25 protein-coding genes are annotated in these 23,624 nt (G+C 46.0%); 3 read left to right on the top strand and 22 right to left on the bottom strand.

The window, feature by feature from the left end:
- Positions 1–25: 25 nt before the first annotated feature.
- Positions 26–442 carry an HYC_CC_PP family protein gene (locus tag DCK90_RS13510; protein ID WP_067035961.1) on the bottom strand — a complete coding sequence of 139 codons (417 nt, stop codon included), beginning with the start codon at positions 440–442 and terminating at the stop codon, positions 26–28.
- Positions 443–634: 192 nt separating this feature from the next.
- Positions 635–874: a hypothetical protein gene (locus DCK90_RS13505; protein WP_159075843.1), complete on the bottom strand. Its 240-nt coding sequence runs from the start codon at positions 872–874 to the stop codon at positions 635–637.
- 138 nt (positions 875–1,012) lie between these two features.
- Between DCK90_RS13505 and DCK90_RS13500 the strand changes: the two genes are divergently transcribed.
- The 3 genes from DCK90_RS13500 (at position 1,013) to DCK90_RS13490 (ending at position 4,008) form a co-directional block, all read left to right on the top strand.
- Positions 1,013–1,432, top strand: a complete 420-nt coding sequence (locus DCK90_RS13500; protein ID WP_108246724.1) for an HYC_CC_PP family protein — start codon at positions 1,013–1,015, stop codon at positions 1,430–1,432.
- A 178-nt stretch (positions 1,433–1,610) separates the two neighbouring features.
- Positions 1,611–1,904, top strand: coding sequence for a phosphoribosylpyrophosphate synthetase (locus DCK90_RS13495; RefSeq protein ID WP_090294862.1), 294 nt, complete (start codon positions 1,611–1,613; stop codon positions 1,902–1,904).
- A 16-nt stretch (positions 1,905–1,920) separates the two neighbouring features.
- The gene (locus DCK90_RS13490; protein ID WP_394339713.1) at positions 1,921–4,008 is read left to right on the top strand and encodes a copper-translocating P-type ATPase; all 2,088 of its coding nucleotides are present in this window, start codon (positions 1,921–1,923) and stop codon (positions 4,006–4,008) included.
- A gap of 311 nt (positions 4,009–4,319) precedes the next feature.
- On the opposite strand, the gene DCK90_RS13485 is transcribed toward DCK90_RS13490, so the two are convergent.
- The 20 genes from DCK90_RS13485 to DCK90_RS13390 form a co-directional block, all read right to left on the bottom strand.
- Positions 4,320–4,895: a phosphatase PAP2 family protein gene (locus tag DCK90_RS13485; protein ID WP_108246723.1), complete on the bottom strand. Its 576-nt coding sequence runs from the start codon at positions 4,893–4,895 to the stop codon at positions 4,320–4,322.
- 113 nt (positions 4,896–5,008) lie between these two features.
- Complete coding sequence (locus DCK90_RS13480) at positions 5,009–5,911, bottom strand: diacylglycerol/lipid kinase family protein (protein WP_108246722.1); 903 nt, start codon at positions 5,909–5,911, stop codon at positions 5,009–5,011.
- A complete protein-coding gene (locus DCK90_RS13475) occupies positions 5,911–7,887 on the bottom strand; it encodes an LTA synthase family protein (protein ID WP_108246721.1) in 1,977 nt (658 codons plus the stop codon). The genes DCK90_RS13480 and DCK90_RS13475 overlap by 1 nt, the downstream gene beginning before the upstream one ends.
- A gap of 73 nt (positions 7,888–7,960) precedes the next feature.
- Complete coding sequence (locus DCK90_RS13470) at positions 7,961–8,479, bottom strand: hypothetical protein (RefSeq protein ID WP_159075842.1); 519 nt, start codon at positions 8,477–8,479, stop codon at positions 7,961–7,963.
- Positions 8,480–8,634: 155 nt separating this feature from the next.
- On the bottom strand, positions 8,635–9,108 hold the full coding sequence (locus tag DCK90_RS13465) for a PepSY-like domain-containing protein (protein ID WP_108246719.1): 474 nt from the start codon (positions 9,106–9,108) through the stop codon (positions 8,635–8,637).
- 97 nt (positions 9,109–9,205) lie between these two features.
- Positions 9,206–11,623, bottom strand: a complete 2,418-nt coding sequence (locus DCK90_RS13460) for an outer membrane beta-barrel protein (protein ID WP_108246718.1) — start codon at positions 11,621–11,623, stop codon at positions 9,206–9,208.
- A 52-nt stretch (positions 11,624–11,675) separates the two neighbouring features.
- Positions 11,676–12,965, bottom strand: coding sequence for a sensor histidine kinase (locus tag DCK90_RS13455; RefSeq protein WP_108246717.1), 1,290 nt, complete (start codon positions 12,963–12,965; stop codon positions 11,676–11,678).
- A gap of 3 nt (positions 12,966–12,968) precedes the next feature.
- On the bottom strand, positions 12,969–13,643 hold the full coding sequence (locus tag DCK90_RS13450) for a response regulator transcription factor (protein WP_108246716.1): 675 nt from the start codon (positions 13,641–13,643) through the stop codon (positions 12,969–12,971).
- 339 nt (positions 13,644–13,982) lie between these two features.
- Positions 13,983–14,768, bottom strand: a complete 786-nt coding sequence (locus DCK90_RS13445) for a DUF4138 domain-containing protein (RefSeq protein WP_108246715.1) — start codon at positions 14,766–14,768, stop codon at positions 13,983–13,985.
- Positions 14,765–15,697, bottom strand: coding sequence for a conjugative transposon protein TraM (traM, locus tag DCK90_RS13440; RefSeq protein ID WP_108246714.1), 933 nt, complete (start codon positions 15,695–15,697; stop codon positions 14,765–14,767). The genes DCK90_RS13445 and traM overlap by 4 nt, the downstream gene beginning before the upstream one ends.
- On the bottom strand, positions 15,678–16,304 hold the full coding sequence (locus DCK90_RS13435) for a conjugal transfer protein TraK (RefSeq protein WP_108246713.1): 627 nt from the start codon (positions 16,302–16,304) through the stop codon (positions 15,678–15,680). Before DCK90_RS13435 ends, traM begins: the two co-directional genes overlap by 20 nt.
- A gap of 10 nt (positions 16,305–16,314) precedes the next feature.
- Entirely contained in the window at positions 16,315–17,154 is an 840-nt protein-coding gene (locus tag DCK90_RS13430) for a hypothetical protein (protein ID WP_108246712.1), read from the bottom strand.
- Complete coding sequence (locus tag DCK90_RS13425; protein ID WP_108246711.1) at positions 17,154–17,759, bottom strand: conjugal transfer protein; 606 nt, start codon at positions 17,757–17,759, stop codon at positions 17,154–17,156. The genes DCK90_RS13430 and DCK90_RS13425 overlap by 1 nt, the downstream gene beginning before the upstream one ends.
- Complete coding sequence (locus DCK90_RS13420) at positions 17,756–20,167, bottom strand: TraG family conjugative transposon ATPase (protein WP_108246710.1); 2,412 nt, start codon at positions 20,165–20,167, stop codon at positions 17,756–17,758. Before DCK90_RS13420 ends, DCK90_RS13425 begins: the two co-directional genes overlap by 4 nt.
- A complete protein-coding gene (locus DCK90_RS13415; RefSeq protein WP_108246709.1) occupies positions 20,160–20,438 on the bottom strand; it encodes a hypothetical protein in 279 nt (92 codons plus the stop codon). Before DCK90_RS13415 ends, DCK90_RS13420 begins: the two co-directional genes overlap by 8 nt.
- Positions 20,438–20,725 carry a hypothetical protein gene (locus tag DCK90_RS13410; RefSeq protein ID WP_108246708.1) on the bottom strand — a complete coding sequence of 96 codons (288 nt, stop codon included), beginning with the start codon at positions 20,723–20,725 and terminating at the stop codon, positions 20,438–20,440. Before DCK90_RS13410 ends, DCK90_RS13415 begins: the two co-directional genes overlap by 1 nt.
- A 291-nt stretch (positions 20,726–21,016) precedes the next feature.
- Positions 21,017–21,679 carry an ATPase gene (locus DCK90_RS13405; RefSeq protein ID WP_108246707.1) on the bottom strand — a complete coding sequence of 221 codons (663 nt, stop codon included), beginning with the start codon at positions 21,677–21,679 and terminating at the stop codon, positions 21,017–21,019.
- Positions 21,676–22,266 (bottom strand): hypothetical protein, encoded by a 591-nt coding sequence (locus DCK90_RS13400; RefSeq protein WP_234414758.1) that lies wholly within the window; start codon positions 22,264–22,266, stop codon positions 21,676–21,678. The genes DCK90_RS13405 and DCK90_RS13400 overlap by 4 nt, the downstream gene beginning before the upstream one ends.
- Entirely contained in the window at positions 22,217–22,495 is a 279-nt protein-coding gene (locus tag DCK90_RS13395; RefSeq protein WP_036379020.1) for a helix-turn-helix domain-containing protein, read from the bottom strand. The genes DCK90_RS13400 and DCK90_RS13395 overlap by 50 nt, the downstream gene beginning before the upstream one ends.
- Positions 22,496–22,778: 283 nt before the next feature.
- Complete coding sequence (locus tag DCK90_RS13390) at positions 22,779–23,618, bottom strand: RteC domain-containing protein (RefSeq protein WP_108246706.1); 840 nt, start codon at positions 23,616–23,618, stop codon at positions 22,779–22,781.
- Between the last annotated feature and the right edge of the window lie 6 nt (positions 23,619–23,624).

Genomic DNA, 23,624 nt, shown 5'->3' with positions numbered 1-23,624 from the left:
ACGGCCAAACGTCATCGATATGCTCTTAAATAAGGAAAGTTTGATCAAGAATCTGAATATCCTTGACCAAAAGGGGCGGAGGGTAATGTACGACAGGAACTATATTTTCCTGTGATCCCTCAAAAAGATTGATGTAACTGTAGGTGAAGGCAATTAGGAACTGATGCTCCCCTATACTTACATTTTCAACTGAAAGTAGAAGATCTTCCTGCCCGAGGACAGAAAGTGTCTCATCTTCACAGCATCCATTTTTTTGCAGATTATGTTCATGCGAATCGGAAGCTTGTTGCACATCCATTCCACAGGATTCCGCTTTACCGAAGAAGGAAAAATCAACAAGATCCTCACCACAATAGTGTTGCCCCACCGCAAAGGAAAATGTGGAGGCCAGCACATTCAGTGCCATGAAACAAGATAATATTTTGAACCAAAATAGTTTCATATGCGATTACAAAACTACAATAATTTTAACAACCCTATTTTATTTAACATATTTTTTATGGCGATTTCATGTAAAATCCTGGCTATTCCACAGCCCTGACCCTAAGCAGGTCCCACAAAATCATCGGTTTGATTTTCAATTACATATAGTGTGACACAACGTTCCCTGGCCAGCAATGACATAACGGCTTTTTCAGGTCGGCCTTATGTCAGAAATGAAGGAAGGACGGGCTATGCTATTTTGTCTTCCAAAGGGAATAATGGTATACCAATTTCTTAGGCCGGGCCACAAAGGTTGTCCCATACCACATCCTGTCGGTGGATCGGGCACATTGACCTTTAGCTTCACCTGTTGCCCAAGCAACAGAAATCGAATGGGCATATGAAGTTGTTCCACCCAATCCAAAACATGATGTCCATCATGTTTTTTCATAAGTAGTTCCCATACTTTTGAAACAGGAACAATCCACATTATCAGAATACAAAAAACTATTAATGTATGAGTGAGTTAAGATCGAATTGATTTCAATATGTTTTATGATCGGTGTACTATTTTTTTTAATTTTAATAGGTGAAGCAAACCATATCGAAAATATTATCCCTGTTTCTAGCCTGTTCCGTATTGGTCAGTACGACTTCCTTTGCTTCCAACGCCCATTTTTGTTGTAACAAATTGGTCAGTTTTTCCGTGACAGGAAAGGCAAAACCCTGCGACCAAAAGCTTCAAAGCCCCAAAAGCCCCTTAAGGAAGTGTTCTTTGGAGCAAAAGAATTGCTGTAGCACCGCTACTTATGCCAATTTTGGCAAGGATGACCTGATGGTTCGATTTTTTGACCTTGATTTCGATACACTCTTAGTTCCATATACCTCCATTTTTTACCATACCGATCGCTTTGGTGGTCTACAGGAAAGCATTGTTCCTTTTAAAGACTATATCCCCCCTTGGGTCGAACGAAACCTCCCTATCCTCCACAGGACTTTATTGATTTGATTTTTTTTTCCACCTTGGGCACTATGCCCTGGTTTGTCCCTTTGTAAGGACATTCGTCCTTTAAATGGCTGGGGCATTTTCAGGACAATACATTCTGATCTGTTGTAAAAACGACGATTTATCAATGGAGATTGTAACAACAAATGGTTATATCACAATAACCCAAAATCGAAACCCTATGAAAAATTATGATACCCTTTCAGAAGCCATATCCGATTTACAGGCAAAGGGCTATACCTATGATTTTAATCTCAAGCCCCATTGTCTGGAATGCGCTTCCCTTAAAATCGAAATTCGACCGGAAGACTTTAAGGTCGACCAGACCCATCGTTTTGAGGGGATGAGCAGCACCGATGACAACAGCGTGCTGTACGCCATATCCTCCAAGGATGGCATTAGGGGCATCCTAGTGGATGCCTATGGCGTCTATGCCGAAAACATTTCTGAAAAAATGAGAAAAAAATTACGATAACCCTTAAAAAGGACCGATGATGGAAAAGCACCAACACCACGACCATTCACGGATGAACCACGATAAGACCGACCACTCCAAAATGGACCATGGCCCCGGGGACCATTCGGGGCACAACCCCGCACATGGCCAAATGGGCCACGACCACCACAAAATGATGATCGCCGACTTTCGAAAGCGATTTTGGACAACACTGGTACTCACCATACCCATTTTGTTCCTATCACCCATGATCCAGGATTTTTTTGGATATGAATTCCTGCTTCCGGGCAACCCCTACTTTCTTTTCGGGCTTTCCACCATTGTATATTTCTATGGGGGATGGCCTTTTTTGAAAGGTTTTTGGTCAGAAATAAAACAGGGTGCACCGGGAATGATGACCTTGATCTCCATGGCCATTTCCGTAGCCTATTTCTATAGCACGGCCACCGTATTCGGACTGAAGGGCCAAGACTTTTTCTGGGAACTGTCCACCCTTATAGCCATCATGCTACTCGGGCATTGGATAGAGATGAAGAGCGTCCTTGGTGCCTCAAAAGCCTTACAGTTGTTGGTCAGCATGATGCCAGCCGAAGCACACCGTGTCAAAGGGGAAACCATAGAGGACATACCATTGGAAGCGGTATTGAAAGATGACATCATATTGGTCAAGCCGGGGGAAAAGGTCCCAGCCGACGGTACCATCGTCGAAGGCAGCAGTTACCTGAACGAATCCATGCTCACGGGGGAATCGAAACCTGTAAAGAAAGAGAAAAAGGACAAGGTGATCGGCGGTTCCGTCAATGGCAACAGCACCTTAAAGATCAAAGTGGAGCACACGGGCAAGGATAGTTACCTCAACAAAGTGATCACGATGGTGGAAGAGGCCCAAAAGACCAAGTCCAAAATGCAGAACCTTTCCGATAGGGCCGCCAAATGGTTGACCTATATCGCCTTGGCCATTGGTTTTGGGACCCTGGCGGTATGGTTGGCCCTGGGTTTCCCCTTTGTTTATGCCCTGGAACGCATGGTGACCGTTATGGTCATTGCCTGTCCCCATGCCCTGGGTCTTGCCATCCCTTTGGTGGTGGCCATTTCCACCGCGGTATCCGCCCAAAACGGCCTATTGATCCGCAACAGGACCGCCTTTGAGGAATCCCGGAAGATATCGGCCTTGTTGTTTGATAAAACAGGGACCCTGACCAAAGGTGATTTTGGCGTTACCCGAATCCAATCGGTCGATGACAACTATTCCCCGGATGAAGTCCTTCGCCTGGCAAGTGCCTTGGAACAAAGCTCGGAACACCCCATTGCCGTGGGTATCATCAAAAGGGCCCAAGAGGAAAAGGTCACCATTCCCAATCCCTTGAACTTTCATGCGATCACTGGAAAAGGGGTCGAGGCAACCGTGGAGGACAAACCGGTAAAAGTGGTCAGTCCCGGTTTTTTAAGGGACAACAACATTCCCATTCCCAAAGACGCCTATAGCGATGCCGCCGAAACCGTGGTATTTGTGTTGATCGAGGAAAAACTGGCCGGATACATTGCACTGGCCGATGAGATACGATCGGAATCCCAAGATGCCATCCAGGTATTCAAGAAGAACGACATCAAGGTATTGATGGCCACCGGGGACAATGAAAAAACGGCCAGGGCCGTTAGCGAAAAACTCGGTTTGGATGGCTATTATGCCGAAGTGTTGCCCCACCAAAAAGTGGAAATAGTGGAAGAACTCCAACGTAAGGGCGAGTTCGTGGCCATGACCGGGGACGGTGTGAACGATGCCCCGGCCCTTGCAAAGGCCAATGTGGGCATTGCCGTTGGTTCCGGTACGGACGTTGCGGCGGAAACCGCCGACATCATCTTAGTCAACAGTAACCCCAAGGATATTGCCAATCTCATCCTGTTCGGTAAGGCCACCTACAACAAAATGATCCAGAACCTGATTTGGGCAACGGCCTACAATGTAGTCGCCATTCCGTTGGCCGCCGGTGTACTGTATTCCTCAGGGTTTGTCATGGGCCCTGCCGTTGGTGCGGTGTTCATGAGCCTGAGCACCATCATTGTGGCCATCAATGCGCAGTTGTTAAAACGTAAGATAGGAAGTAATCAGATCAAAGGATGATAGGCAAATAGAGCAATTTTGCATATAAAAGGGTGCATTCCCAATAGCAATACGGATTTTCAGTGTTCCCGAAATCCTATTAGGCCACTACGAAGAGAATACTGGATTCTGGTATGTCCGGTGCTGGATTTTGACATAACATGACTATAACAATTAAACTTTGGGACCGAAGGAATACATACAAAATCTTTTATCCACCCTCATATTAAGGCTTAAACATGTTTTCAGGCCAAGAACAAGTTGTTCACCATTAAGAGCCCAAAGGCAATCTCCTACTCATTCATCGTGCAACTGTTCATTAATTTAATTGTTTAAAAGACATAATTAAATCCAAGGACGACCCCTTGTCCATCACTTGAAAAAGTAAGCTCCATGCGATCTTCCTTATAGGGTCTTGTGAACAGATAGGAACTTCCGATACCCACCACGGCTCCCGCAAGGACATCCCAACCATCATGTTTGTGGGCCTGAATACGGCTATAGCCCGTAAATGCCGCCAAGGCATAGGCAGGCGCCCCGAATTTCCAACCGTAACGTTTTTGTAAAAAGGCAGCACTTTGAAAGGTAGTGGAGGTATGGGCCGATGGAAAGGCACGGTACCCATTGTCAGAGGGCCTTGGTTTGTTGATGGCGTATTTCATCCCAAGGGTCAAGGCCTGGTTCAACACAAACCCTTTGGTAAACTGCCAACTCCCCTCTTGGTCCCCGATGAGTAATGTCCCGGTAAGACTGGCCACGGGCAGGGAAACCAGCAAGACGTCCCCTGCCGTTTGGAGGGTTTTGTCCTGGGCATGGATGCCCCAAACCGTACAGGTTAAAAGCAAGGACAACCCTAAGGCCGACATGTTTTTCTTGATTCCAGTGGCTACAAAAAACAGTACTTCCATGATGGTATAATTCGTTTGTGGGATTGGGACCAAAGATCCTCCCCTAACATTATGGAACCAAAGTAGTACTGAAATCTAAAGACAATTTTAAGTTGCGCCCGAAATACTATCCATCATCCTTTTGGTCTGGGTACAATGACGGTCAAGGCTTTCTTTTCAATGCCGATGGAAATGGTATTGTCCTCCATGGGATGGAACTCCCCATCGATCTGGGAATCGAAATGGGCACCGGGTAGTCCTGATAGATCAAGACCTGTGGTTTGAAAATGTGTTGCTTCCTTGAGCAAATAGGGCCTGTTGATTAAGAGCAGAACGCCCAATACCAACATTTTGAACCTGTTGATCTTGGTAATGACCAATACATCCAAAAGCCCATCCTGTAAAGATGCCTGTGGCGTAAGGCTCAGGTGATACCCCATCACATTGATATTGGAAACAAACACCAGAAAGGGGTTTGTCCTCCATTGCATCCCATTGGCCTTGATCCCGATTTCCTGAGGTTTCTTCAATTCCTTGAATGAGGTCATACATGCTCCCAGATATCCGGATAAAGTGCGCCTATTGGAAGATTCATAATTCTTGATGACACTGGCATCAAAACCTACCCCGGTGTTACTGAAAAAATAACAATCGTTCATCCGCCCAGCATCAATGCGGATGGTATGTGCATTCCGCAAAAGTCCGAGGGCCCCATGCAGGTTTTTGGGAATATGGAGGTTGGATGCCAAGCCATTTCCCGAACCAAAGGGAATGATGCCCAAAGGGATGCCGGTCCCCACGAGACAGGAGGCCACTTCGTTGATGGTCCCATCCCCACCACAGGCCACGATGATATCCACACCCTCAGCTATCGATTCCTTGGTCAGACCGGTGGCGTGGGTCTTGTATTGGGAATATTTTACGGTCAACCGATGAAAGCTCTTGATAAAAAACTGATCTAAATAGGCCTCATTGAGCACCCTTTCCCCCTTGCCCGCAATGGGATTGACAATAAAATGAATTCTCTGATGCCCCATCAATCCTGAAGTTTAAGCCCTCCATTGGAATAGAGGAAATCAGCCACCTGGTACCACGAAATGGTCTCATCGAGAAAAGCCCGGTCCGTAGGGATACTTTTCAGACTGTTGTCGGAAGGATCCCAATCATAGAAATTGGCATTCTTTTGGTCTCCAAGTACCATGACCTGGTTCCCTTTCAACAACCCCAACTTTCTGTAGTTACCGATGAAGGCCCTATCTTCTTCTGGTGCCATCTGTAGTACATCCTTTCCAAAAAGGTTGGAGGTATAGTCCCAGCCCAATAAGCCGAACAGGGTCGGAAACATATCGATCTGTGAGCAAAGGTTATTGATCTTTCCTGTATTTTTTTGAGGCAGGTTATAGATCAGTGCGGGTATCTGGTAATTCTGCACATCCAATTCCCACCTGCCTGCGCTGCTGGCACAATGATCAGCCATGATCACAAAGACCGTATTGGCAAACCATGGTCTTCCCTTGGCCTTACGAAGGAACTCCCCGATGGCATAATCCGTATATTTTACCGCCCCATTCCGTCCCGTACCGGAGGGAATGTCTATTTTCCCCTCGGGATAGGTATAAGGTTTGTGATTGGAAGTGGTCATCACAAAATCAAAAAAAGGCTGCCCTGCACCGTAGGCCCGGTCCGCTTCTTTCAAAACTTTATTGTAGATGTCCTCATCACAGACACCCCATGCATTTTCAAAGGTGACCTCGTCATCATCGATATTGGTCCTTTTGGTCCGGATGCTCTTATCCATTAGAAATCCACGGCCACGGTCCACAATGTTGAAACCATTGCCCCCAAAAAAGGAGTTCATATTATCAAAATAGCCATCCCCTCCATAGAAAAAGTTCCGTTCATACCCTTTTTGTTCGAACACCTCCCCGATGGTGAACAGCCCTGCATTGTCCACCCGTTTGACAATACTTCTCCCCGGTGTAGGGGGAATGCTCAAAGTGATGGCCTCCATGCCCCTTACGGTGCGTGTACCTGTGGCATACAGTTGGGTAAAGAAGAGGCTTTCCCCTGCCAAGGAATCCAGATTTGGGGTCAGATCCAGTTCGTTCCCGAACGATTTCAGGAACTTTCCACTAAGGCTTTCCACACAGATAAAGACCACATTGGGCCTGACGTCCAACACAATACTGTCCGTGGTTGTTACGGTTCGAAGGATTTCTTCCGCATCAGGGTGCACAAAAGTTGCCCCATCCTTGGCCAGTTCATTTTTCACACGGGCAAATGCCTCTTTATCTTCAACGGTCATATAGAAATCCGGGAACGAAAGTTCATTGTTCCGAAAGGCCGCAAAAAAGGAATAGATGCCCGCTTTGGAAATTTCGTTGTTATAGCGATTGCTTGACCATTCCGCCTGTTCATTGGTCAATAAAAATACCGAGAGCACCAAGACCACCAACCATGGTACAGCTGATAAGGACCGTTGTGCGAAATGGGTGCCAGGGGTAAAAGTCCTTTGAAAGACCCCAAACCTGAACAACAACCAAAAGGTCACCGCCACCAGCCCCAGAAGGGTTCCGATCAACAAGGGCAAGGGATAGGATTCATTGATGTTCTGCACGACCTCATAGGTATAGATCAAATAATCCACGGCAATAAAATTGTACCTTCTATGGAACTCATCCCAAAAAGTAAATTCCCCCAGAAACGAAAAATATAGGATAAAGATGCCCAAAAAGAACCCAAAGAAGGTCAGGACCCGATCCAAGAGGGAACCGGACCATTTGGAGGGCACCAACACAAGATAAACCAGATAGGGAATCACAAAAAAGGAAAGTGTCGCCAAGTCGAACACAAAACCGACTACAAACGTCCAAATAAGGGACAAGGGACCGGTATCGGTCTCCTGAAAGTCCCAAACCAACAATATGCCCCGAACCACAAGGGAAATGGACAAAAAAATAAGAACAAAAGCCCTCAACAATGCATACCGGGCCGGAAAGATTTTGGTCAACATGGTACTTTTTGAAAATCGAAGGTAGGATCCAATTCTTAAGGAAACTTAAAGTTATCCCCTTGTAAATTCGAGATCAGTCCCCGACCAAAACCCTAGAAGTAAAGCGATAGTCATCGGGGGGTATGATTTGGCTGTGGCCATCCTCAAAAAAATCGACGCCAAAAAGGCTTCCGTGGTCCACAAGTTCAAAGATGTACTCTGCCGAATTTTCCCGGTTCCGCTCATAGACCTCGTATACGTCACCTTCAGGATAGGTCTTTTTGACCCTATCCATCAGCTGCTTGGGAACTTCCTCCCCATGCAGCTCCAATTCAACATATTCCAACAGGCCATCCAAGGTATAGCTCGCGCTCATATAGTCGAATCTTTCCATATAGAAGGATACCAGCCAATGGCCATCAGGAGTATAGTGCCATTCGACATCCCTTGCATTCAAGAACTTGGAGGTAAAGGCACTATCGATGGTATCGGGCAGCTTTGTGGTACAAGCTACGGCCTGCAGCAGCAAACATCCCAGGAGCCTTCCCGAACCCAAAGTCACTTGGTCAAGCCAACGCTTACCTCTTGACCCTGTCATCCAAAAAATCCTCATTCCTTACATTTTATAAAATTGAATCTTCCACTCCATGGTCTTCAACGTATTTTAGGAAAACCGACAGTACCCATGGGATTCCACAAGTTGAAAAAGGTCGGGAAGCATGAACTCCCGACCTCCATCAAAAACCAACTCAAACTCAAACCTAAACTTTAGTCTTGATTCTTTTCCCCTTCTTCATCGACGACCTGTTTATGGATCAATTTTCCATGGACATCGATACTTACTTCCAGTTCTTCCTCCCCTTTTTCCATTTCAAATTCATAGGTCAGGCCATCAACGGTCTCGGAAATTTCCGCCTCTTCGATTTCATACCCGGGCAACTCATTGTCCAAGGTAGCCTTGACGGTATCTGGAATATCCTTTTGTTCAATTTCATGTTCCGTCTCCTTCCAAGTCCCATCTTCCAGGAAATTCGCTGAATATTCAATCCCGTCCATTTTGAATTCAGCTTCCCATTCAGCATCCGATTCCTTGTCCCATTTCACTTTCTTTCCTTGGGGAAACTTTTTGACAAAGGCCGCCTTTACTTTTAGGGGAACAGAACGGTTACTTGCAAAGGCAAAGAGTGCAAGACCCAAAAGGGCAGCAAGGGGTAGTCCAATAATAAATCTTTTGTTTTTCATGGTTCCAATTTTTATATCTGACCTAAAACTACACTCCAATTCTAAAGATGGTTTAAAGCAAATCTAAAGATGGCCCCATCGCCATTCATTTACCTCCCTATAGCTTGTACCGAAGTCCCAACCGGAAAATCTGGGTCTCGAAATAGTTTTGGTACAGGGCCGTAAATCCTTGGTCCGTTACTTCTTGGCGGATCCCGAACCGATTGAAGATATCGGTGGCGGAGAAGGTCAGTTCCGCTTTTTTGTCCCAAAAACCCTTTTTGAGGCCTAGGTCCACTGAAGATCTTGAGAGTTCCTTGCCTTGGGGGATGTTCTTGTCCGAATAATAGATGCCTGTCAATTGGATGGCCAGATTATGTTCCAATTGAAGCTCCGCATTCAACTTGGCATTCCAGGCATCCGCTGTGGATTCCTCCACCGTAAAAGTCCTTTCATAGGGGAATAGCAAAGTTCCCTGATAGGCATCAATGGCATTGGAGTACCAATTAAAAGTACCCGATACCTTTACCTTGTTGGAAATATCCTGGGCCAACAACAGCTCGACCCCTGTGTTGGTAGCCCTTCCCGTGTTCTGGTAAATGCGGTTGACAATGTCATAGTCCGGATTGGAAGCATCAATGCTGTAGACCCTCATATACTGGTCCTTGATCATCCTGTGGTACACTGCCGTAAAAATGGATCCTGTGGACCAGCTATATTTATGGGCCAACTCCACGGCATTGGTGAACTGTGGCCGCAAATAGGGATTGCCCACTTTGAGCAGTTCGGGATCGTCATACTTAGGAAAAATCCGGAGTTCCGGTTCCCCCGGACGGTCGATCCTGCGGTTGTAGAACACCGACAATTTGTTGTGCCCCCCCAATTTATAGGTAAACCGTGCACTGGGGAACAGTTCGAAATAATCGTACTTGTCATTGTTGGGATAATAACTATTGACCGGGTCCAGGTCGTAGAAAACATCGGTCAGTTCGGCGCGGAGCCCCGTCTCGATATCGAACGTTTCCTTTTCAAGGACATAATTTGCATATCCGGCATAAAGGTTCTCCCCCCAATCCGAAAAGCTGCCCAGACCGGGATAGATGATGGACTGGTTCCCCGGTGTGATGGTATAGTCCACGGGCAATCGCCTTATCCGCAGTTTGGCCCCCAATTCCATCCGGCCCGACCGTAAGGGCCTCACATAGTCCGTGGATATACTGGTGGTGTTCTCAATGGCCCTGATATTGGTTTTGTCCGTACCGATGCGCACTGCAGAACTATCGTTCAGGGAATAGGTCTCATCCTCCAGCCCCTGGGTGTATTGGGCACTGGCACTGAGGGTATGTCCCAGTTGTGCAAAGGAATGCCTATAGTTCACCGTGGCATTGATGAAGCGGGTGATCTCCTCTTCCTGCCAACTATAAAATCGGTTGCGTTGGTTGGCATCCATGTCCACAAAGGCCACCTGGGCGGTATCAATGTGTTTTTCGCGATCATATAGACCGGAAAAGGTTAAACTGTTGCGGTCATCCAAATCATAATCGACCCCTCCGTTGACGATGGATCGAAATTGTCTCCGGTTTTCGGGCACCTGGGAAAGGATATTGCGGCCGTCATCATAATTCCTCGTGGTGAACTCATTGTTCGGCAAGGCTTCCTGAAGGATAAACTCCGATTGCAGGAAATAATTCAGTTTTCCTTTTTTATAGTTGAGATTGAGGCTGGGAATCAATTTGGGATTGACCGAGTAGCTGCCCAGATCCGTTGGGGTATCGGCCCGTCGTTTGCCCAGGGCACCGAGACCAAACGATAGCCCCACGTCCCCGTTGAGCCCCGCCTGTCGTTCCTTTTTATAGATGATGTTCACGATACCCGCAAACCCATTGGCATCATATTTTGCCGAAGGGTTGTTGATGATTTCGATCTTTTCAATGTTGGACGCGGGGATATTAGCCAGCCCTTTTTGGTTTCCAAACCCTGTAAGGCTGCTCTGTTTCCCATCGATAAGGACCACCACCTTGTCACTGCCCCTGAGGACGACCTTCCCCTCTTGGTCAAAGGTGACCCCAGGCAGCGTTTTCATGGCATCCATGACCGACCCCCCGGATTGGGCTATATTGTCCTCAAGGCTAAAGGTCTTTGTGTTGAGATCGGCATTGGTGGTGGCCTGTTGGCCCACTACCTCCACTTCCCCCAAACTTTGGGCACTGGGCAGCAATTCCACTTTACCGAGGTCGAACACGTTGTTCAATCCCCCTGCCACCAAGGTCCGCTCCAAAGTGGCAAATCCGATAAAGGAAAAATAGAGTCTATATTCCCCCAACGCTACGCCATCAATGGTAAACCTTCCCTGCTCATCACTGATCGCCCCGGTCACCAGGGCATTGGTATCCAACTCATGCACGGCCACATTGGCAAAGGCCAGGGGTTCCTTGGATTCGGCATCCAAGATCTGACCGGAAATGGTAATGGTCTCTTGGGAAAACAAGGGGCAAGAAAAGATAAAGGAAAATAACAGGGCATATAGGCTTCGCATGGAAAACGTTTTAAGTTAAATGTCAAATCTAGGATCGAAACCTTAAGGGAATTTAAAGTTTTACATTTTCCCTGATTGATTTCTTCCCAAAATGGATGGTGAACACATGTCTGTCCCCCGAAAACCGATAATCGATCCCAAAACCATAAAGGTCACAGATCCGTTTTACAATGGCCAGGCCGAGCCCCGTTGCCTTGATCCCATCGGACTCCCTATAGAATCGGTTATAAAGATGGTCGGGATGTTTCAGGGGTGTTGTACCCGCATTTGAAATGGAAATATCATCCACAGTCGATGCCACTACAATATTTTGTTGGGCGAGATTGTATTTGATGGCATTGGAGACCAAATTGTTACAGAGCACCGATGCCAGATAGCGGTCCATATCCACCTTAATGGGATGTTCGAAATCGACCTTGATAACATTGTTGGAAATCTCACAAAAGTCCTGGACCGTTTCCGCCATGAGCCTCGTGATATCCAATTGCTCGATATTGGCGAACTGGTTGTTCTCGATCTTGGTCAACAAGGTCAAGCGCTTGGTCATTTGGGAGAGTCGTTGTATATCCCTTTGGATGGAGGTGAGTTGTTCGAACTGCTGGTCGTCCAATGGTTCCTCCATATTGATCACGTTCTCGATCTTTGCCTGTATGATGGCCAAGGGGGTCTGCATCTCATGGGATACATCCTCCGTATATTGTTTTAGGTTCCGATAATCCGAACGGACCTTATTGGTCAAGATCTTGATCTCTGTATTCAATTCGGAGAACTCCAGAATTTCACTGTCCATCAGGGCGATGGGAGCATCGGAGCTGAGCGAAAACCGTTTCATTTGCTCCAGGTTGTGGAAAAAAGGGGTCCACAGTTTTTGGTTCCTCGAACGATTCACATAAAACAGGAACAGGAATACCAACAGGATGATCACCAAATAGGAAATGACCACGGCGATCAAGATATTCTCCGATTCCACCACGAGTGCGCGGACGGTGATCCTATAATTTTCGCCATTGATCTCGGAAAAGGTGGACAGTTCCCTGAACTCCTCCATTTCATCTTGGGAGGGGTCATAGATGATGGTATCCTTTAGCACCTCCCTGCCCAACAGGGATACCTTTTGGATCTCGACCACAGGGGACAATTGAAACGGCTCTGGGTTTTCGATCAGGGAACTTTCGATCCGTGCCTCGGTGGAACGAAGTTCTTCCTCCACTTCAGCCTGGAGCAGGTTCCTCAGATAGAAATAAAGGGCCACCGTACTGACCAACATCAACAGGGCACTGATTCCCAAAAAAGTTTTGGAAGTCTTTCGGATCAATCGTATTTTTTTCAAGGTATCCCCCATAGGTCACTCTTCCACGAACTTATATCCACTTCCGTAGGCCGTTTTGATATACTTGGCCCCGGCTTCGGTCAATTTTTTACGCAGGTTGTTGATATGGACATAAATAAAATCAAAATTATCCGCAAGATCGCTATGGTCACCCCATAAATGTTCGGCGATGATCTCTTTGGAAAGCACCCGTCCCTTATTGGTAATAAAAAAAAGCAGGAGATCGAATTCCTTACGGGTCAAGGAAAGGGCTTGGGCATTGACATAAGCGGTCCTAGAGCGTGTATCAATGGAAATCTCGTGGAACTCCAAACGGTCATTGCCACCAAACTTACCTCTTCGCAAAACCGCCTTTATCCGTGAATTGAGTTCGGCCAAATGAAAGGGTTTGGTCAGGTAATCATCCGCACCCAGATCCAATCCTTCCAGTTTATCGTCCAAGGAATTGTTGGCGGAGATGATGATGGTCGGGGTCTCCGAACGGTTGCGCTTCAACAGTTTTAGGATATCCAATCCACTACCGGTGATCAGGTTGATGTCCAGGACCAACAGATCGTATTCATAGAGGTCAATCTTATAGAGGGCCTCGTGGTAGTCTGAAGCCATTTCACAGACATTGCCATCCCTTTCCAAATAGGTGGCAATGGATTTCTGGAGTTCGGTCTCATCTTCTGCAATAAGAATCTTCATACCTTAAATTTAAGGTATAAATAAAGATCTCAAATCTTTAGGAATTCTAAAGTCGCCATCTACACTTCCAGCAATGGATCAGGTTGTTGCGACTGATGTCCCTTTCATTCCTTCACTAACAAACTATCCATGACTTGAATCGGACGGTTGGATGACAATGATATGCTGATGTGCCAATGCTTTTAATACAGCTGGAAGCCAGTTCCATTTTTCCTGAGGTGTACCATTCCTATTTCATTTCCTTTCTTGGCCAACACTATAACCTTTGTTATGGCAAAATTTTGTTTTCATGTTAAATTATATATCCTATAAGGGATTCCACTTCTCTTTATCGATAGGTCAATAGTTGAGCTCCAACCTTCTGCCTCCACGGCTTTCCAAGAGAATCAGTCTTAGATGCTCCTTATGGGATAGGACAAATTTGGGTAGCACAAGTACAAATCGTTGGGAAGTCCCGGTTTTAATAATTTTGGGTCGTTCAAAGATATAATGGGGTACCAACCTGGTTTCTTGATACGAGGATCTCCGTTTCAAGCTGCCATTTATCCTTAGGGCCTCAAGGGTGCCTACTTCAAAATCAATGCCTGATCGGTTGCGCACCTCTACGACCATAAATACTTGAGCGTTTCGGTAGACCAACCTTTTCAACCGCAATCGGATTCCCTTTCTTCGCACCGATGCCAAGGCACCATTTCCATCACTTGATAGCAATCCACTTAAAAAAGCAAATCGAGCTGTGTGGGAAGCCAAGGAATCCCCTTTTTTACCAGGTAATGGCTGTACTGGACCAATGCTGTGCGCCTTGTCCACAAAAAAATGGGTTTGGGCAACGTTTTCCCTATAGGCCACCTTAAATTCATATGCTTGTCCGTCCATGGTGACCACCAAAAGGTTGGTAATGGTGTTGGCTGTGGCCTGCAATAGCCCAAAATATTGAGCTTCTTCCCGATTATAGGTAAAGATCGCTTTAGTGTTTCCCGTTATAGCCTGTTTGATGGGACTGGGAAAAAAGAGGGCCACGTTCATTTGTGAATTGGCTTGGATGGTGTCCAAAACCTTTTGGCCCGATACGGTGTGCCCATAGGCCATTAGCATTACTGCAATGATGACGTTTAGTGTTTTCATAATCTAGGTATTAAGAAAAATTGATAATGGTCGGAAATCTGAACTTTAACAGTACGTTGATCACGCTGAAATATGCGTTTGATCCCATTGAACTGGGGCACACCCGGCACATTGATCTCTCCAAGGCCCTCATCCAAAGACCGATCCACCACTTCACCCCGGAGATGGTTCTTCACATAAATCCCTTCCTGCCCATCCTGGGCATCATAGGCTTGCATATCCATAAGGGTTGTCCCCAATCGGGTAAGTTCCACCATCACCCGGTTGGGCCTTATCTTTACAAAGCCATAGAGGCGGGTACCTCCTGGCATCCTTTTCCCTTCCACAACATAGTCATGGGCGAGTCGCAAGTCCAATCGTTGTCCATCCCGAAGGGTCTGGTCCCCATCCACATACACCTTGGCCACAGCAGTAGTTGGTAAATTTCCATCGGAACGGTTCCTTTTTGGATTGGAGGCAAAGAACAGTTGATGTACCAATCCTAGCTCCGTTTCCGTCCTTGGGGAACCCATTGTCAACTTTTCATCGTCTACCTTTACCTTCTTTACAGTCCCCAACTTGGGCATTACACCTGCATCCGATACAGAAATTTTTTTCGCAGTAAAGGCATTGGTATCAAAGACACTGTCTATGATACGCTGCTTTTCATATTCCATATAATCGGGATTGAAATACCCTTTATCATCCACCATGTGGTCGGGATACACTTGGGGTGCCGTGGATTGTTTTTCCACCTTGATGGCTTCCACGGCTTCCAGTTTGGTTTCAAACTCCACCGAAGTGTCCTCCAGATCCGGCATTGGGATCCTCCCTACATCAAGGCTTTCCTTTTTTGGCCTACCAAAAGTGACGATGCTATATATGGTGATAAAGAGTACCATACATGCCAGTACCAGCACAAAAACTATTTTATTCTTCTGTGTTTTCATGAGTTTCTAGTTTACGAAGTGAGTTTTCAAAAAAATCAGTGATCAACAATCCATGAGGATTATGGGGAAAATTCCGTTCCACCTGGATCAAATGTCCCGAGGTCACCAGTTCATAGGTATCGGTGACGGTTCCCCGATTGATCTGTATATGCAATTGGGTCCTAAACGCAAAGGAAGACCCATCCCAATCCAGCTCTGTATCGATTCGGATGACCTCTTGCACAAGGGAATATTGCAACAACCGGTTATAGAAACCGTCTGCCTTTTTCTGTTGAAAGACAGCACCAACGGAGGCATTGCCCAACCAAAGGGCCTTTTCCATATGGGTTTCATAACTTCCGGCATCCACCCCATAAAACCATCTATGGAACTGTTCCAAATGGGCCAGGGCCTCAACTTCCAAGTGCTCCCGTTGATTCACCCAATGCAATGGGATGACCTCCCCTTCCCCATTGACCACAAAGGCATGGTCCAAACTATTCTGGTGTATTTTGGCTACCACCATAATGGAAACCGAACATATCAACCCCGAGACGATGACCACGGAAAGAACCACCCAGCGGTTCAACCGCAATACCTGCACTATATTTTTAAAAGGCGTTTTCATAGACTTCAATTTAACCGGTGAACAATCGAAGGGTAAAACTGGTCGCCCTTCGGTACAATTTAAATTTGAGCAGCACGATAAAGCCAATGGTCCCGAGTTCAATGATGGAGGCAAAGAATTCACTCCCAAAGTCGAAACCAAAGAGGTTGCCCCAAAAGTTGGTACTGATCTCCGTGTAGAGGTTGTTGACGAACACATTGACCAAAAAGAAGGCGGGCACCAGCATATACACCGCTGCGTACAACTTAAAAAACTGATAGGCCAAGGGTCGAAACTTCTCAAAGACGGCCAAACTGATGACCAAGGGAAAAAAGGCCTGTAGGATCCCCAATAGGAAATACCGTTCTGCAAGGAACAAAGGATAGATGAACAGGTCCATCAACCAAAGCAAGACCCCGATGATAAAGGCCAAGACCTTTAATCCGTACAAGGGAGTAACCAAGGCCTCGTACAAGAGCGCCATGGCTTTCTTGGCGGCTTCCAAGGCACCCACATCCCGTTCCAGGTCCACATCCCGCAGCTGTAACGGGAGGAGTGCCGGAGCCGTGTCCCGGTATTGGGTCTCGATGGCCACCAGGATCCCATCGAAGACTCCCAATATCTCGGTGGAGAAAATGACCAGGAGCACCACCAAGAAATTCTTGGCCAGTTCCGTTGGGGTCAACCCCCAGGTATGGCCATCGGTCGTGGCAATGCCCTCATTGTATTTCTTCAAAATATTGATCAGAAAGAACAGTACGGCCAAGGCCTTCATCCCCACAATAGTGTATTGGGAGAAATCACTGTCCTTGATGGTCTGGAAGACCGCATCCACATATTCCAATCCGATACCCAAAAAGAAACCAGCCATCAGTATTCTGTTTCCCGGTTATTGATGATGTCCTGCATCCGACGGAAGGAGATGATCTCCCGGTACCTTCGTGTCTTGACCTCCAATTCGGCCACCATTTCCTGGGACTGGACCTTCTTTTCCATCAAAATGGCCGTACGCTCCGCATCGGTCATCTTCAAGAAATCACTCGACAGAATCTGGTTGACAAAATCCAGATCATCAATAGCAGTCTCCATAATCTGCTCAAAGGCAAGGGACACCTGTTCCACCTCACTTGCCTTTATATAAGGGGAGTTCAAAATATCCCGCAGATCGGTCTGGACGGTACGGAACAAAATCTCATTGTTCCGGGCCAGTTCCCTTACTGCCTTCAACTGCCGGATGGTGTTGTTCACCTTGACAATATTGTCTTTCTGTTCTTTTAGGAACTCCACGGTCTTCAACAGCTCTGCCGTCTGCTTGGCCGATTCCAACAGGGATTTGGTCATGCTGATAAAGTTCGTATTGTCATACACCGGCATCCCTTGGCAGGCAGCGCCTGCAGGCAATAACAGGGTCAAGGACAGCGCCAACATCCATAACCGGGGATTTTTCCATAAGGTTTGTTTCCAATCTATTCTCATATCATTTTCTTTTGTTGATTAATAAATTCCGAAATGGCCCGTTCCATATCCCCGGAATGTGCAAAGAGTTCCATGAGCTGACCATGTTCCATCCCATCGGTGAGATAAGCGGCATAGACCTCTGGGGGCACCTCCAAGCGAAAGACATTGCTCTCCTTTCCGATCTTGATAAAGATTTCTGTGTATTTGCGTTCCCCAGTGAGATTGTTTCTAAGGGACTTCAATTGATTGAGATCATGGTTGGACAGGTTCAATCGCCTTACCAGTTCATCATAGCCCTTTTCGTTCCGTAAACTGTACACGACTTGGGTATTCTCCAAGATACTTGCCGAAGTGGCATTTTCAGGTAATTGGTTGATGGATTGCAGGATGATGCCAATGGCCCCGTTTTGTTTTCGGATGGCCTGGTAATAGAACTCCACACTCTCCAATACATGGGGAAACTTGAGCTGCTTGGCAAACTCATCAAAGAGGATAATGCCCCTTTCCGAACGGTTTCGCCAAATGGTCCTTTGGATAGCGGACTTGATCAATTTGAGCATTACGGACAGGATTTCCCTATTGTCGCGCACCTCGTCCAACTCAAAGACAATTAAACGCTTGTCCTCGATCTTATAGGTCTGGTCTTCTGCCACATGGAACAGAAAACTGTACAGGCCCCCATCCACATATTCAGAAAGGATGTGCAAAAATCCATAGACATTGAAATCGGATTCCTGAACTTGGGTTTCCTCGATCAAGGTATCCTTGTGCTTGTCCACGAATTGATATAGGGAAGCCAAGGAATGCCCCTCCATGATCTTATTATAATAGTGCAACAACACTTTTTTCAAGGCCACTTCCTTGGATTTGGTCACATGGCTTTCCGCCAAGAGCTCCAAAAGGAACAGGGCCAGATCTTCCAATCGTTCAGGGGTCAAATCGGACGGATCAGAAATATAAAAGGGATTAATACCCAAGTTCTTGCCTTGCTCATAGCGAAGGACCACGTGATCATCGGGATACAATTGGGCAAATTTGGCATAAGAACCCCCTAAATCGATAATGACCAGTCGTACATCGGCCTCAAAGTATTGACGTAGGATATTATTGGCCAAGAAGGATTTCCCTTCCCCTGTCGGGGCAAAAATGGCAAAGTTCCGCGCCTTGATACGCCTTTTCCCCTCGTCCCATACATCCTTGACCACAGGAATATTGTACTGTCTATCATTAAAAACGATTCCTGTTTCATCAGATCGATAATTCGTATTGTTGATATACAGACAAAGGGCTGCCTTTAGGTCCATCACAAAAAGATCTTCATTGGAAAAGTTGGAGGCATGACTGGGATAGGAGTTCAAAAAATAATGGGTGCGCTCCTCCCCATGGGGTTGATAGGGTCGTATATCCAGTTCCTTCAATTGCGCCTTGATGCCAGAAGCAATCCGCTTCAACACCCCAACTTCCGTATGCCAATAAGCAATGTTCACATGCCCGCGAACAATCCGTGCGGTATCATCCCCATTGATCCGATCCAAGATATGTTGGACCTTGTTGCGAACCACTTTGTTCTGGGAGCCAAAATTGGAGCTCTTGGAGAGTTCCTCAATTTTTTTGTCCAATAGTTTACGCCATTGATGGGTATCGTCCAGATAAAGGATTTGGTTGATGATATGGTTCTCCCCCAACTCCAACCCGAGACCGTCCAAAAAACCTTTATGAAAACTGAACCCGTCCGAACTGAATTTCCCATTGGGCACACTGCTTTGCACGATTTCTCCAAAACATTCTTCATTGTTGATGGCCATCGCATCGAAATAATGGTCACCAATTTCCAATGGGCCTTTTCCTAGCTGGATATCCGTATCAAAACCTTGATTGAATCCATTGAAATAAGCATGGGTATGCTCCAATATGTCTTCAGGTTCCATAGGAACCATGGACACGCTTTTGGAATTGTTGACATAGGATACCGCATCGTTGATGGCGGTCACAAATTCAGCTACCTGCACATCCAGTTTCCGGTGCAACCCTTTCTCCACTTTTCGAAAGGGATTGACATACTTGGTGGCATTAAGGGCCTTGTCAAGAGGAAGTACAAAAAAGAGATAACTCTGATGGTCCAAATGCTCCCTACCCACAAAATAATCATGGGTGGCCTTGGCCAGAAAAGTTTCCTTTGGAAGGTTAAAAGCATCATAGCCCTTCTTTTGATAAATATCCTGTTTATGGATAACCGTACCCACGGGCAAGGATTTAAAGGCTTGGAACCACATCCCGTGCAGCTCCTCAAAATCCGTTTCAGAAAGGGAATAAATCTCTGGCAGTTCCACCTGATAACACAATACCACATTGCCATTGCTCCCAAAGACCACATGGTTCTGGATATCCAGTAATGGATGATATGAATTGAAATTGAGCTTAGACATATTCAAAGGGATTCACTTGTTTTAGGCTAATGGTCTTGGGAAAGGTTTGCACTACCTTGAATTGGAGGGGTTTCTTCACCCACTGCAACAATGCCCCATAGAGCAGGGCATTGAAGAGCAGTAGGCACACGATGACACCAAAATGAAAAGAAAAAATGATGATCAAAAGCGAACCGATGACAGCAACCATCATCAGGGCAAACAGGGAAATGGACAGTCCCATGATCATGGCCCGTTTTCGTATATTCCTATAGACCTCGAACTGTTTCATCAGACCACAATTCCGATGAGATAGGTAAAGATGCCCACAACGGCCCCGGCAATCAACACAAAGACCAAGACCCGGGTAATGCCCCTTTTTAGGTCAGCATTCTCTCCAAAGAAATGTCCGGCATTAAAAAGGAAGCCCACTAAAAAGATGACCCCCAATATGATGGGAAATATGGCCCGAATGGTGTCTGAAATATCGTTGACCGAATCCTCAATACCCCCGATCTGGGCCAAAAGGGCACTGGAGGTAAAAAGCAATACTAAGGTGATGAAGAAAGATTTTCGCATATCGTAAACGTTTAAGGGTTAGACGATTATTGATATGTGAAAAGTATTATAGATATATATTCAAATAACTGATTATCAATTATTTGTGAATATCATTTTAGCTGCATAGAAAGAAGCTCAATTGGTCAGGAATCCGTACAGATTTAATTGTTCCTTGACCAGTCCTTGTTCATAAGTGCCATCTGGTTCCCATCACAAAAGCAGAAAAACGTCAAAAGTGGCTGATCGGCCCATCAAAAAGTGTTGCAATTCGCCAAAATTCAAAGCTACATGCTACACCGCCACAAAACCTTATTTTCTTTTGTCCTTACTGTCCTTATCGAATCCCACTAGGTTAAAGAGTTCCCGCATTCTTGACCTTACTCGGTTCCCATACCTTGATTCGAGTTCCTGTGCATTGAGATTGGTGGTGGCATGGGTCTTGATCTTATGGTCCGTGAACAGCTCATAGCGGGACAGCAAGATCTCCCCCATGACATTGCACTCCTTTCCAAAATGGACCCCATCAGGTTCCACACCCAGGTCGTCAAAACAAAAGGATTGGGTGTTTCCATAGTCCCCTATGATCTTATAGCCCAAATGGTTGAAGCCAAAGACAATGTTCCTGGAGGGAATGACTTCATAAGGCCTTTGGTGGGGCACCATGAACTTGAACAGTTTCATCAAACTGGTCTTCCCACAGCCTACCGGACCTGAAAGGAGAAGGCCCTTATCCACATCGATCCCGAACTGTTTGCAACGTTCCCTGTCCCTGATAAAGTAGAGACTGAGCTTGTACAGCATCTCCCGGTCCTCCCTGTGCATCCTGAACTTCTTGCCGAACAGGAGTTTTCCCTTGGCATCGAGGTAGACCAGGATCTTATCGAAATCGTATTTGATCTCCCTGCCCTTCAAGGAGCCCAGTTCATAGCTTATGGCACCTTCGGTGATGATATGTGGGGCCTTAAAATTCATAGCGGTTCGTTGTAGTCCTTGTCCTTGCTAGTCCGCAAGTTGTCCAGATATGGGACAGTGGGGGTGCGTTTGGCATTGTTTTCTTCGATCTCAAAAACTTTCTTTTTCATTTTTTTCCGTTTCTTCCCGTTTGTAATGTTTTTAGTTGTTTGTATAAGTTTGTTTATAGGTACCAACGCTTGTCCACTGCTTGTCCCGAATTTGGTACGGTACTGGTCCAGGGCTTGTCCAGTACTTGTCCCAAAATCGAACATCTTGATCCGGCTGCCCTTGTAGGGATTGTGGGACGGGGAGTACAGGATATAGTTCCAATGGCTGAGCTCTCGGATGCAGCGGTGATAGGTCGATTTGGATCCTATTTTGGCATAAGCCATGGCCTCTTCCCTACTGATATAGAACTCGGCTACAAAATAGTTTTGGTTCCATAATTGGAAGAGTCCGATATACAGGCTGATATGGGTCGGGTTCAAACGGTTGTCCTTGGCAAACTGGGCAAACACCCCGTTCAGGTGTTTGATATAATTGATGTCCTCCATCTTAGATGCGGTTATGAACCTTGTTCTGCTCCAGTACTTCCATGATCTCATGGTATTCATAGTAGAGCACCCCTCCTATCTTTGTATAGGGCAGGGTCCCATTGATCCTTAGGTTTTGAAGGGTGCCCGGGGATATGCCCAAGAGGTCCCGCACCTCATTTGATTTGAGCCATTTTTTGTTGCGTTGTCCCTTTTCGTTCTGCAAAAGGTCCTTGATGTCCTCCAACAGTTCGATCTTGAACTCCCTTAAATCTTCGGTGGTAATGATGGTCGCTCCCATGTGTTTTGTGTTTTAATAGGAAGGGCCACTGCATGATTTTTAGGTCATTTGGTGACCCATCCACTGATTTGACTTTCAGGGACAAAACTCAAAAACAAAATTGAAAAAACTTCCCAAGTTGGTACCAAGGTGGGTGTTTTTTTCAATGCATAGGATTTGATGGTATTTGGTTCAATTTAAACAATGTACATCCAATAATGGGCTCATAAATCTCAAGTTTATACCCCTATGACCCATCAAAATGCAAATTCCCAAGTTGGTACCAACTTGGGAAAAAAACGTTTCATTCATCCAAAGATTCCATACGCTGGTTCAGCATCTCGATCAACTTATCCAAAAAGCGGGTCTTACTGGTCTTTCTTGATCGAATATCAATAAAGGTGTGATAGTAATTGCCTAGGTCCACATTGTAAAAGTGTTCAAAGTGGGATGCCATTTCCTTGATATCAACTGTTCCGCTGTTGATGGAATTACTGGCATGTAAGGCATATAAAAGTTCTATAAGGTCCGTCTTGCTCCCGGTCCAGAACAGTTTTGAAGGTTTTTCCATAGGTGTGTTTTTTTGGGGTTCCAAAGCATTGGTTAAGTCATCCACCTCCTTTCTCAGGTATACAATGAGCATGTCATAGGCCATAATCGTGGCCACGGTACCATCCTGACAGGTGGAAAACTGGTCATCGATCAAAAAGTGGAAGGATTCAAGGGGAAGCCTTAGATCTCGGTTCCCCCTAACAAAATATTGTTCGTCCAGGGACATCGCCCCACGACGGTAATAATTATAAAATTCAAGGTTATCATTGAAGAAGGTCTGGAACTTATCGATCTGGTGCTGGAGGTATTTGATCTGTGCCGTATCATTTCCCCTAGGCCGCTTGCTCTCGATATTGAACAATTTTACATAATAGATCAGCTTACTAAAAATTTGGGGTTTGACATGCTTAAAGAAGTAGATTTCGTCTGCTTGGGTATCAAAGGTCTTGCCCGTAATCTGTTTTTGGAGTTTACGGATACTTTTCTCTACGAGAACGATTCCCTTTTCCGCTTTGAAAAGGATATCCCCGTTCCCGCTTTCCAACGAATCCAATTGGCCTTCAAATTCCGATAGCAGCTTTTGGTATTTCATGACGAT

The organism is Muricauda brasiliensis, assembly GCF_003057865.1.
Lineage (GTDB): Bacteria > Bacteroidota > Bacteroidia > Flavobacteriales > Flavobacteriaceae > Flagellimonas > Flagellimonas chongwuensis.
The sequence above is the reverse complement of the archived record's forward strand: the minus strand, read 5'-3'. Positions and strand labels throughout refer to the sequence as shown.